The following is a 12,131-nucleotide window of genomic DNA, read 5'->3' as shown; positions in this document are numbered from 1 at the left end:
AGACGCCGCAGCCCCTCAAGAACAACATCCAACGCGCCGTGCCCGGCATCAGCCCGACCCGACGTACGGCCAACATAACCCACGATTCCACACATGGACCACACGTTACAGGGCACGAGCCAGTTCCATGATTTTCAAATGACTAATGACGTAAAGCAGCTTCCCGTTCTTTCGTCACATCTACATTCGCTCGGTGTAGTGAGTTTCCCTTCCGTAACGGGGCTGGCATGCAGCTACCGACAAGGATCAAAGTAGATGTGGCACGGCACAACTGACAAACACGTACGAATTATTAGGGGCACTCCAAAGGACGATCACCTTCCCCACAAGCCAACTACGCTTTCACCCACCCGAGATATCTCCTACCGCACCAAGATGCAAATCACATGAATGGTTAATCTTTCCACTTAGCGAAAGCAAGAACTGTTTGAACACCGCACTACAAATCGACCAAAATTGTGGTCGGCTGTTCTATTGCATCCGCAACATAGCGGATGAACCCGGCCGCCGCTCGTCCGTCGCAAACCCTGTGGTCGAAGGTCAGCGTCAGCTCGGTAACGTTGCGGACCGCGAGTTCACCTCCGATGACCCAGGGCTTATCAATGATCCGGCCCACGCCCAGGATCGCCACCTCCGGATAGTTGATGATGGCCGCGGAACCATCCACGCCGAACACACCATAGTTGTTCAGCGTGAACGTACCGCTGCTCAATTCCGCAGACGTCGCTTTACCTTCGCGAGCGACCGAGGTCAGCCGTTTGATCTCTGCATCCAACTGCCGGGCGGTGAGCTTATCCGCGTTGCGGATGGAAGGGACCACGAGTCCTCGATCCGTTTGCGCGGCGACTCCGAGGTTCACCCCGTCGAATGACAGGATCTCCTGGGATTCCCCGCCGGAAGTATCCTCGGCGCTGACGAACCGTGTGTTCAGTTCAGGAAATTTCTTTAGCCCCGCTGTAACAAAACGGGCAATGAATGCGAGCAGACCAGGCGTATTGTGCGGATCAATTTTCTTGAATTCAGCACGGAGTTCCACCAGAGCGGTGGCGTCTACGTCCACCCAGACAGTGGCCTCAGGAATTTCGGACCGGCTGCGGGCCATGTTGGCCGCCACTGCTTTGCGGACGCCCCGCACAGGGGTGCGGCTGCTGATGTTGAGGCCAGTTCGGTAGTCGACCGCGCCGCTGGTCGGGATAGGCGTGTTTTCGACAGGCTCACCCAGCGGGCCGGGCTCGGTTACCACAGGCTCAACCCCCGCCGGCTTAGTCATAGCCGCTTCAATGTCGCGGCGCATGATCAATCCGCTGTCTCCGGAGCCGTGCACGTGCCCGAGATCAACGCCGTGTTCCTTGGCCATCCGACGAACGAGTGGAGAGATGACAGCACCGAGTTTGCCCGGCACACGGGTCCGCTGGAGAAGGAGATCGTCGGCTGAGGTAGTTAGTTTGGCTTGGGCGCCTTTGGTTTCGACAGGCCGGGTCTCGGCAAGCTCGACCGGCGACCTGGGACGCCTGGGGCGGGTCCGCCGGACGGCTGCATTGCCGCCCGGAGTTCCATACCCGATGAGGACGTTGCCGGAGCCTGCTCTTTCTTCCGTGCGGTAAGTTTCGGCAGCGGCGGTTTCTGGGGTCTTAGTTTCCACGGGTTCGGTTTCGGCAGGCTCCGTTTCGACAAGCTCAACGACCGGGACCTTCTTTTCGACAGGCTTGGCCAACGGTTCCGACGGAGTCACCGAGATCAAAGGCTTTCCAACGTCCAGGGTCTGGCCGGGCTCACCGTGCAGTTCGGCAACCGTTCCGGCATAGGGGGACGGGACTTCCACCACGGACTTGGCAGTTTCCACTTCGGCGATCGGCTGGTCAACGCGGATCTCATCGCCGACGGCCACCAGCCAGTTCACGAGTTCGGCTTCGGTGAGGCCTTCGCCCAAGTCGGGGAGAAGGAATACTTTGGTTTCGCTCATCAGATCAGTCTTCCCACTGGAGGTCGTCTACGGCGTCGAGGATGCGGTCCACGCCGGGCAGGTAGTAGTGCTCGAGCTTGGGTGCCGGGTACGGAACGTCGAATCCGGTGACCCGGCGAATCGGTGCAGCCAGATGGTGGAAGCAGCGCTCCTGGACCCGCGCCACGATCTCCGACGACACCGACGCGAAGCCGTGCGCCTCGGCGATCACCACGGCGCGGCCGGTCTTGCGGACAGAGGCGGCGACGGTTTCGTCGTCGAACGGCACAATGGTTCGGATGTCGATGACCTCCAGCGAGCGGCCTTCCTCGGCCGCCGCCGCGGCGGCCGCCAGTGCGGTGGGAACGGAAGGCCCGTAGGCGATCAGTGTTGCGTCCGTGCCGGAGCGGGCGACAGCGGCCCGGCCCTCCGTCGGCGCCCCGCGGTCGGCCTTCGTCTCATAGTCCGCACGGAGCCGTTCCAGGTCCACCAGGTCCTTGGACCAGTAGAGCTTCTTGGGTTCCATGAACATCACGGGGTCATCCGAGTCGATGGCCTCGCGAAGCATGAGGTAGGCGTCAGCCACGGTGGCCGGCGTGTAGACCTTCAGCCCTGCGGTGTGGGCGTAGTAGGACTCGGAGGAGTCGCAGTGGTGCTCCACTCCCCCGATGCCGCCGGCGTAGGGAATACGGATGACCATGGGCAGCTTCACCTTGCCCTTGGTGCGGTTATGCATCTTGGCCACGTGGCTGACGATCTGCTCGAAGGCCGGGTAGGCGAAGGCGTCGAACTGCATCTCGACGACCGGGCGCATGCCGTTGATCGCCATGCCCACGGCCATGCCGACGATGCCGGATTCGGCCAGCGGGGTGTCGAAGCAGCGCTGCTCTCCGAAGGTGGCCATCAGGCCGTCGGTGATGCGGAACACGCCGCCCAGTTTACCGACGTCCTCGCCGAAGACCAGGACGGACTGGTCGGCGTGCATGGCATCGGCCATGGCGCTGTTCAGCGCCTTGGCCATGGTGACAGGCTGCGGTACTGCTGCCTCGGCATTGGCCGCGGCTGAGGCGGCGGCCCGGGCGGTGGCGGAGCTGACGTTGCCGTTTGCCTCTGACGAGGTGGTAATTGTTGGGCTCATTTTGCGGCCTCCGCGGTTATTGAAGTGCCAGCGGCGTCTCGGGCGAGTTCGTCGGCAAGCAGAGCCGACTGTTCGTTGAGTTGCGGTGTCGGACTGGAGAAGACGTACTTGAACAGGTTCTGGGGATCGACCGGAACATCCTCACCTAGGCCGTTGCGGAGCTGCGCCGCAACCGCTTCCGCCTTCTCCGTGATCCGGGCTTCACCGTCGTCGTCCAGCAGTCCCCTCCCCGTCAGGTAGGTGCGCATCCGGTTCAGCGGATCCCTGGCCAGCCACTGGGCCACCTCGCTGTCCTGGCGGTACCTGGTGGCGTCATCGGCATTGGTGTGGGCCTGCATGCGGTAGGTGTGCGCCTCCACAAGGAGCGGGCCGGAGCCTTCGCGGGCCAGCTTAACCGCGCGGTCCAAAACGGCGAGGAGCGCCACGACGTCATTGCCGTCCACACGCTCGCCGGCCATGCCGTAACCCACAGCCTTGTGTGCCAGCGAGGGAGCGACGGACTGGTGGGCAAGCGGCACGGAGATGGCGTACTGGTTGTTCTGCACAAAGAAGACCACCGGGAGGTGGAATACGGCAGCGAAGTTCAATGCCTCGTGGAAGTCGCCCTCGCTGGTGGCGCCGTCACCGCACATGGCCAGGACCACCGTGTCCTCGCCGCGGAGCTTGGAGGCATGGGCGACGCCCACGGCGTGAAGCAGCTGGGTGGTGAGCGGCGTGCACTGGATGCCGACCTTGTGTTCCAGCGGGTCATACCCGCCGTGCCAGTCGCCGCGGAAGATCGTCATGGCTTGGACTGGGTCTACTCCGCGGGCCATGACGGCGACGGCGTCGCGGTAGGTGGGGAACATCCAGTCTCCCTCGGCAAGACACAAAGCAGCCGCCACCTGGCAGGCCTCCTGGCCGTGGCTTGAGGGGTAGACCGCCATGCGGCCCTGCCGGACGAGGGCTGAGTTCTGGTCGTTGACGCGGCGGCCGACGACGAGTTGCTCGTAGGCGGCGAGGAGTTCATCGTCACCGGGCAGCGGATACTCGTGGCCGGGTTCAGTGCCCTGTTCGGAATGGTGCTTCAGGTTGCCATCCTGGTCCACCATCTGGATCTGGTGGCGGGCCGGCAGCATATAGTCCTCGGCCGTGATGCCGAATTTGCGTATCGCGTCGGCGGCAGCGCCCGGCAGGTACAGGTCCTCGGTCTGCTCAGCTTCGGGTTGAGCCTGCGCCGAACCGGGGGCAGTGTGGTCTGCGGAGATCGTCATTGGTCCGTCCTTCTTTAGCCACTATTCACTTTCAGTATCGTCCCAGATGATGTTTCGTATCCAGTCCTAGCACAAATCGTGGAGAAGTACGCTCAACTCTCCTATTCTGAAAGACGAATCGTACTTGAGAGCTGAGCAACAGGTGGAGGTTGTAGACGAATGGCCGAACCGGACGAGGAGGAGCAGTCAGCGGCGCCACTGGACGATGTTGACCGCAACATCATTGCGGAGTTGACAAAGGATGGCCGGATGTCCGTGACGCAGGTGGCCGAGAACGTCCACATTTCCCGGGCGCACGCCTACACGCGGATTGCCCGGCTTACTAGCCAAGGTGTATTGACGAAGTTCACCGCGCTGGTAGACCCCATTAAGGCCGGCCTGAAGTCATCGGCCTACGTGACGCTCAAAGTGCAGCAACACTCTTGGCGTGACCTGCGAGAGCAACTCAGAACGATTCCGGAGGTACACCATATCGCACTGGTGGGCGGGGACTTTGACGTCATACTGCTCGTGCGGGCAGTGGACAACGTCGACCTGCGGCGTGTGATCTTCGACCAACTACAGTCCATGCCGGGCGTTTTGGATACCCAGACATTTTTGGTGTTCGAGGATCTGGATACGCGGTAGCGCCCTCATTCACCCTTCGAGGCCGCATTCCACACTATTCACGGCTCGTCGAAGGAGTGCTCCTAGTCCCAAATGATGGTGGCCACTTTCCCCTAGAACAGGAAATCTTGGCCACGATCGATCGTACAAAAGGTGAACTTCAATGCTGCCACCACGATCCTCGGTCTATTAGGCAACGATGGCACTTTGGCCTGTAGCCGGTCGTAATCACTCCCACTCCGTCCGGAAGGTGACTGCTGGGAGTGATGACACGGCGAGGGGAGAAACGGCGCCTACATAAATGATGACGATCCTAGCCCTGGGTCCGCGTGCACCGAACGACTCAGTGGGTCGCCGCCAAGAAACATGGCCTTCGGCCCAAGCACGCCTACACTTCGTTCCCAAATGAGGAGAAATGGAACGGTGTTCCTTTTCGTCTTGCTCCTGACGCAATGAGCACGGTCAACGTAACCGGGCTGAGCAAAACGCGATGCGTCACGTGGCTTGGCTACGACCGCAAGGAAACAACGCTCCTATTTTTCATAAAGGTTGAACTGGAATCGCCTCAAATGAGTGCACGCTTGGCCTTAGTTAGGCGCCGCGGCGGCCGATTACGGCCGAGTGATTACATCGCAACCACGGCTCGCTCCCCTTGTTCGGATTTGCGATCCATTGAATAGAGCACAGCTACATGGATAATAAGCAAAGCAATATTCGCAAAGAGCGATGCCAACCCCACACCTACTACGCCCAGCGAGGGAACAAAAATAAAGGCTACGACGGCGAGGACCGCTATTCTGATGGAAGATGACACGAAGAGAATCGTTGTCTTCATCCTGACGAGGACGACTGTCCCGGTAATCTGCAAGAAAGCCCCAAAGGCAAACGACAAGGCCAACAAAGTTCCCGCCAAGAACGACACATCGTACTCGGCCGGAGTTATCCATCGCACGAGGATGAGCCCGACAACGCCGAGTGTCGGCCAAACGAGTAGTACAGGCATTAGCACGACGAGGGATTTCTTCCATCCCGACGTTGAGCCACCAGAGTACTTGTTTAGGGCCTGTTGGCCTAACGCCACGTTCAGGCTACTCAAGGCAAGCATGGGGCGCCGAACCACCTGATACTCAGCAGCCGTTCGTAAGCCGCCGAGGGAAGTCATAAGTGTGTCCACAGCAGAACCGCAGGCGTTCACTGCCTGATACGCAGCCAAGCCGCCTAAATGCCTCCAAGATCCTGAGACATACAAGAGTTTGAACTCTTCTATGAGGGATATGTCAGCCTTCAAACGGTCCATGACGTCGCCAATAAGAAATGGCAAAGCTGCTGCGAAAGAGGACAATCCGCTCAAAGCCAATAATTGATCGGCAGTGAAGTCACCGGACGAAAAAAAGACTCCGGCAGCCGCGACGCAGAACACCGAGCAGTTAAAAAGCTGTAATGTCAGTAGTGACTTCTGCGATGCGTTGAAGACTCGCGTGCTTGCGCAGAGCGCATATGCGCCCTGCCCTCCCAGCATGATGCCGAGACCGACTGCCAGCCGCACGTCAAATAAGGCAACCACTCCGCCCACGACCAAAACGACCGCTACTACGAGCATATAGCGTCCGGGATTGAGATAGTTGACGGAGCCCCTTCGACCAGGGTCACGTGTAGAGAGCTGAGAACGGGTCTGCGCTATTCTCTGAGCAGAAACTCCATCGATGAATTGCAGAAAGACAGCCGCCCCGCCTGACCAAAGAGCGAACAGCCCCAGGGATTCAGGATCAGTTCGCAGTGAATATGAGACGAATAGCACGTATGTGGATGCCGTCGACAACAAAATGCCAACCGCGTACCAAATGACTGGATATTTGGCCTGCCGGGCTCTTCGACCACGGAGTGGGCGGTTCAAGTTAATAATCCTTCAGAACTAGCCACGACTCTCGACGAATTCATCGGCCCTTCGGGATTACCAGCCGGCTGAACTTGGGTACTAAGGACAAGTACAAGAATTATAGAGGTCGAGAGCATACTGCCACTCGGGTAGCTGAGTACTAGCGGAACTTCCGTGGCGCACTGCAGAACCAATACGCTCCACATCACTATTTGTCTTCGATCAGAAGCAGCAACAGTTCGGGCACCGGTTGACGCCAGGAGAAGCACTGTTCCGAACACAAGTGGCCACCCCCCCGACACATAATCCATGAGAACTTGATTATGGGTGTGAAACCAAGGAACGAACTTGCCGGATCCAAGGGTCTCAAACAGCCCGATTCCCTGTCCTGTTAACGGCGGAACATCAAGGCTAAGAGCCCACTGCCAAGCCGCAACCCGTCCCGTGAACAGCGTGGGATCCAGTCGCGGCCCTAAAGTCCACACAAGAACCATCGGGACGAAGAGGGAAATGAGCCCTGCAACCACGATGGCTTGTTTTGCGGCGCGCCCCTTGACGAACCAAGCTGCCAGCCCAATGCCAGCAGCCGCCAGGGACGTAAGAGACGTCGCAGCGGCGATCACCGAGGCGGACAAAATCATGTCGGTTTTCTTCCAGCGAGAGCTGCCCAAGGCCAGCAGGAATGCCGCCACCGCCACAAGTCCCGTCATATTGGCATGGCCAAATACACCTCGTAGGCGCCCGTCCAACAAAAATAGACTGCGTTCATCTGCCGAGAATGCGCTGACGCCGCCAAAAATGGTTAGTAGGCTGGCTATCATCCCCGCCCTAAGCACAGTGGCAATGAACTCAAATGAAAAGAACTGCGCGCTCAACAGTATCCCGATTAGAGCCAAGTGCGTGATTAGCCAGTTGCGATTATCACTTGGAAAACTCACCCCCTCCGCAAAAAAGGGCATCATGGCCGAAGCTGCCAGCACCAATACCGGAATGCGCAGTCGGCCGCTCCAGGTCATTCCTTCGGTCACCGATATGAAAACGGAAGCGAGCAACAGGACAAGTCCGACAAGAAACAGCCAACCTCCCACCGACGACACCGACAACAGTTGAGGAAAGGAAGCCGCAAAACCAGGAATGCAAACGGCCGCGCAGATTGCCAAGAAGCCGGCCTTCGCCAACTGTGCAGGCACCTGGTGACGCCTCTGCGGCCCACCCCAGACACTGGCCTGCTGGCCACTCATTGGGCGGTGACTGATGCCAGGACCCCCAGGCCGCGTTGACGGACTGCCTGCAGTACGCTCGGGTCCGCCGGTCCAGGATCACGCACCGATACGGAGGGTGCGGTTAAGCCGACAGTGGGAATGCCTAGCTCCGCCACCACTTCGAACTTATGGTGGTAGGCCATCGCTAGGGTGGGATTACCCACTACAGCACCCAGTATCGCGGCATGCAGTCGGCCAGCGTATACGTGTTTCGCGCCACTAAACAGCTCAGCAGCTTCCTGAACTGAACCGGGACGGACAACCGTGACTGGGAGGTGGCTCCAATAGGAGCTGTCACTAGTCAAACCAGTCATTTGATCAAATTCAACAAACAAGACGCGATGAGTACGCGAAACCCTTTCCGCAATTTCCCCAATTTGCGACCGGTACCACTCCTGACTCATCCAAGGCCGTGCTTTCATCCAGTGTGCCGAATATGCCGGGAACGAGAAGATGACGTAACCACTATCCGAGCCTGTGTATCGCCACCCGCCAAGAAACCTTTTGTCCAGAAGTGCAATGTCGCAGCCCACTTGGGCGGAGTATCCATTCGGCACGTGCTCCAGGTCTGCGAATGTCCGAACTCCCAAGCGTCCTCTGAATGCACCGAAGAAGGACTGAATGTGACTGTGCTGTTCAGGAGTGAGGTCAACGAAAGGGCCAATTCCGAGGCCGACTCCTACAATGTCACGCGCTTGCGCGGTCACGTGTCTTGACCATGCGCGCATGGTTCGCGAACCAGGCCGATCTGCTGCAACCCATCCCCCGCCCCAGAGGACAAGGCTGTCAGACGCCGGTTTTCCGTCGTCGCGAACAAGTCGATGCCGCCCAAAATGGAAAGGATTCATGCTGCGTTTTTCGCGGACACTAACGACGCCATCGAAATACTGCTGGCTTACTTCACCGATCCAGTCGTCGCCGAGGTTCCCATGGTTGCTCCACGTATAGCATTGAGTGGATCGGCTGCGTTCTGCCTTCACTAGTTCATCCAACCTGTTTAAGAGACGTATACAAAGTTACCCAGTCTCGGGCGATTCGATCTGGAGCACGGTCCGAAAGCACTCTCTCCCGGAGCGAGGGAGATACTCTATACATTTCGGCGCTACGAGGATTTTGGGCCCACTCACCCAAAATCTTCGAAAGCTCTTTAACCGAAGCAAAGATACCGGGGTGGGCCGGCACAACTTTCACATGGCCAGGAATGTCACTTACCAGCACAGGAAGATCGTGCTGGATCGCCTCGATTAAAGTCAGGGGTTCCCCCTCGAAGGCACTTGCTGAAATAAAAATGTCACTGTCGCGCACGAATGACCAGGGGCTCTTCTGGTGCCCCAGAAAGGTCACATCCAAATCAAGTTCAACGGCTAGTTGCTTGAGCCGTTCAGTCTCGGCACCAGCCCCAATTACGCATATTTGGTTGGTCCACGAGCACGAATGAGCGGCCGTCAGTATGCGGTCTATTCCCTTACTTTCGATGACTCGTCCGATCACGACGAGACGAGGGGGGCACCCGGGACCTGGTGTCAATCGCGAAGGCGGTCCTGTTGGGTTCAAAATTACCGGCACTTTGCTGTCCTCACCGTCCGCGAGATAGCAGTCAACATAGACTGCCCCCAAACGGTGGAGGACCCCTCGTATTAGCCAACCGAGCGGAGCTCTTTTTCCAGACCACGAATTCATGGAGTGGTCCGTCACTACGATTCCGTATTTTTGCCGTATTGTGATGATCCTGGCGATCAGGCCTACGATCTCGGGCGCCTCACAATTGAGGTGGAGTACTTGCGGACTGCTTTGCCTGAGTACTTTGGCCAGGCTGATTGCTGCTAGTAAGAGTCGCCGAGCTCCCCGAACTGAGCCTCTGACCAGAGTCCTACTCGGGTCCCGCTCCTCGCCAGGCCAGGCATCGTCAATCGCGTACCTGGCGAGGGCAACACCGTTTTTCGCCAAGGGTGCAATCAAACGCTCGACACTCCGCTCGGCCCCTCCCCCATCCAGCCGGATCAGGAGGCTGACGACATGAATCGTAGTCAACGAGAAACACTTCCATTCATTAGCGTGAGCACCGATGCGACCTTCTTCTCCCACGTCTGCGTCTGCGCAAAGACCAAAGAAGCAGCAGAGGCGGAGGCATATTCCTCGGGGGCACGGAGAATGCCGGCAACGACATTGGCGAGCTCGAGTTCGAGCCGAGGGACCGAGTCAAATTGCGTCGGGCCCAACGCAACGCTTTGCGGTACCAGGGCGCCTACGCCTTGGTGGCGCAAGCACAAAGTAGGAACGCCCCTAGCAGCGGCTTCTAGGACAGCAGGGCACGAGGAATCGCGCATGCTGGTAAAGACCAAGAAATGGCTTCGGTCATAGTGATCGAAAGTCTCTTCCCATGGAATCCGACCCACGAAATTGACCACTTCCGACACGCCAAACTTACGTGCCTTTTCCTCCAGCTTCGAGCGCTCAGGGCCATCGCCAATCATAGTCAAATGCGCAGAGATACCCCGTTCACTCAACCTTGCCACTAACCCAATCGCAATGTCCGCGCGTTTGGAACCGACCATCCGGCCGAGCCAGACAAGTCTTATCGTTTCATCCAGAGTCTTCGGACCGCGACTGCTGATCCTAGCGGGTTCTATCCCATCTGCCAGCATCACCGAAGCACGCCTAATGCCCAACGACTTGACGAATTTAAGCGTCGGCCCGTTTGTCGCTAGGGTAAGCGTGGGGGAACCGTGAACTAGAAAATCCAGCTTTCGTGTCATCCAAGCCAGGGGAAAGGAACCCGCCCGGATAAGTTCGTGAACGCGGTTCCGCGGCAAAAGCCCAGAAAACTTGGCTAGCTGTCCCCCTCCCAACGGCCCCCACACACTCGGAAGCGGCCCCTTGACCGTGGTGAAAGGCGCTCTAAGGCGGACGGATCCCCAACTCACATGGTGAACGGCAGACACCTCGCCCGCGTTTCTCTCCAACCAGGCACTGCAATCCGCTGTCCATTTGCTGAATTCTCGAGCGATGACGAACATGTCTCGGGGCGACTGCGGGGCCCGGGCCTCTCTGTTTCCCCCCAGGAACTCAACGTCTATCCCCTCTTCCGTCCAGCGTGCGGCGTGCTGCTTGGCCGCGTCTCCCGCGCTCGTCAGCACCTTGACTCTGTGGCCAGCCGCCTTGTAAGCCCTGCCCCAGTTCCATGCCAGACCTGCTTCTGTTCCCGCCCCGGGGATCGCCTCAAAGGCCGTTAGTACAATCAAGAGTCTTTTTCCTCCCGCATAAAAGCGATCAGCCCGTCAAGGTTTTGCCTCCATGAGGGAGCAACCAGGACCTGCGTCCCCTTTCGATCCAGATCGTCGAACCAATTTTCTACGTCCGCCGCAGACAGACCATCCCGAAATGTCAGCACCATTTCCGGATCGTAAGAAATGCCGTTCAGCGCATCCTTCGTGGCGATAACAGGTATTCCATATGAAAGCGGCTCAAGCACCTTGTTTTTTATCCCGCTTCCTGACGAAGTCAGGGCCAAAGCACAACTCACCTGATCGTAAGCAGAAGCAATATCGTCAACCCACCCAATGGCGGTTATCGAGTCGTGACATGGCTCGCTCAGAGCAAGATTGGGACCCACTATGTGTAACCCGCGTCCCGACGTTCCTGGGAAAGCCTTCAGAAGCCAATTCACAGCATCCCGCAGCATTTGCTGGTTCGGAGGATACGACCAGTCACCGACTACAACCATCGGACCAGATCGGTTCCAGGCGACTTTCTGCGCCGCCCCATCCGCAATAGGACTACCGTTCGGGATGACGAAAATCTGCATTCGTCTGTTCAAGTGCGGTTTGTCTGCTGCAAGGTCGGCCTCCGAGATATACGAAACCGAATCCGCGAACCGACTAATGTACCCCAGAGCTAAACGTGCCAGCATACGCTTGAGCCCGCGTCTCGCCCTCGCCCCGTTTGAGACACCGGACCCAACGCCTGCTCCAGCTAACCGTATCCAGCTGTCGCAGACGTCAACATGAATCAATCCCCGAAAAACGCGCCGCAGCCGCCTAATGCAGGCCACTGC

General features: G+C 58.4%; 10 protein-coding genes. 1 reads left to right on the top strand and 9 read right to left on the bottom strand.

Going from position 1 to position 12,131, the window contains the following annotated elements; all coding sequences use genetic code 11:
• Positions 1–439: 439 nt before the first annotated feature.
• From AC5RWD_RS18825 to pdhA, 3 genes are read right to left on the bottom strand one after another with little or no spacing between them, the layout of a single operon-like run.
• A complete protein-coding gene (locus tag AC5RWD_RS18825; RefSeq protein WP_494021464.1) occupies positions 440–1,963 on the bottom strand; it encodes a dihydrolipoamide acetyltransferase family protein in 1,524 nt (507 codons plus the stop codon).
• Positions 1,964–1,967: 4 nt separating this feature from the next.
• Positions 1,968–3,080: an alpha-ketoacid dehydrogenase subunit beta gene (locus AC5RWD_RS18820; protein ID WP_494021463.1), complete on the bottom strand. Its 1,113-nt coding sequence runs from the start codon at positions 3,078–3,080 to the stop codon at positions 1,968–1,970.
• Positions 3,077–4,333: a pyruvate dehydrogenase (acetyl-transferring) E1 component subunit alpha gene (pdhA, locus tag AC5RWD_RS18815; protein WP_494021462.1), complete on the bottom strand. Its 1,257-nt coding sequence runs from the start codon at positions 4,331–4,333 to the stop codon at positions 3,077–3,079. The genes AC5RWD_RS18820 and pdhA overlap by 4 nt, the downstream gene beginning before the upstream one ends.
• Positions 4,334–4,492: 159 nt before the next feature.
• Between pdhA and AC5RWD_RS18810 the strand changes: the two genes are divergently transcribed.
• Entirely contained in the window at positions 4,493–4,960 is a 468-nt protein-coding gene (locus AC5RWD_RS18810; RefSeq protein WP_494021461.1) for an Lrp/AsnC family transcriptional regulator, read from the top strand.
• A 604-nt stretch (positions 4,961–5,564) separates the two neighbouring features.
• Here AC5RWD_RS18810 and AC5RWD_RS18805 read toward each other — a convergent pair.
• The 6 genes from AC5RWD_RS18805 to AC5RWD_RS18780 form a co-directional block, all read right to left on the bottom strand.
• The gene (locus AC5RWD_RS18805; RefSeq protein ID WP_494021460.1) at positions 5,565–6,833 is read right to left on the bottom strand and encodes a hypothetical protein; all 1,269 of its coding nucleotides are present in this window, start codon (positions 6,831–6,833) and stop codon (positions 5,565–5,567) included.
• On the bottom strand, positions 6,830–8,005 hold the full coding sequence (locus AC5RWD_RS18800; RefSeq protein ID WP_494021459.1) for a hypothetical protein: 1,176 nt from the start codon (positions 8,003–8,005) through the stop codon (positions 6,830–6,832). The genes AC5RWD_RS18805 and AC5RWD_RS18800 overlap by 4 nt, the downstream gene beginning before the upstream one ends.
• A gap of 47 nt (positions 8,006–8,052) precedes the next feature.
• A complete protein-coding gene (locus tag AC5RWD_RS18795) occupies positions 8,053–9,057 on the bottom strand; it encodes a polysaccharide pyruvyl transferase family protein (RefSeq protein ID WP_494021458.1) in 1,005 nt (334 codons plus the stop codon).
• 4 nt (positions 9,058–9,061) lie between these two features.
• Positions 9,062–10,162 (bottom strand): glycosyltransferase, encoded by a 1,101-nt coding sequence (locus AC5RWD_RS18790; RefSeq protein WP_494021457.1) that lies wholly within the window; start codon positions 10,160–10,162, stop codon positions 9,062–9,064.
• On the bottom strand, positions 10,105–10,833 hold the full coding sequence (locus AC5RWD_RS18785) for a glycosyltransferase (RefSeq protein WP_494021456.1): 729 nt from the start codon (positions 10,831–10,833) through the stop codon (positions 10,105–10,107). The genes AC5RWD_RS18790 and AC5RWD_RS18785 overlap by 58 nt, the downstream gene beginning before the upstream one ends.
• A gap of 482 nt (positions 10,834–11,315) precedes the next feature.
• A complete protein-coding gene (locus tag AC5RWD_RS18780; protein WP_494021455.1) occupies positions 11,316–11,882 on the bottom strand; it encodes a glycosyltransferase in 567 nt (188 codons plus the stop codon).
• Positions 11,883–12,131: the final 249 nt, after the last annotated feature.

The sequence above is a fragment of the Arthrobacter sp. CMU6 genome, from assembly GCF_059090205.1.
This window is presented reverse-complemented; position numbering and strand designations above follow the sequence as displayed.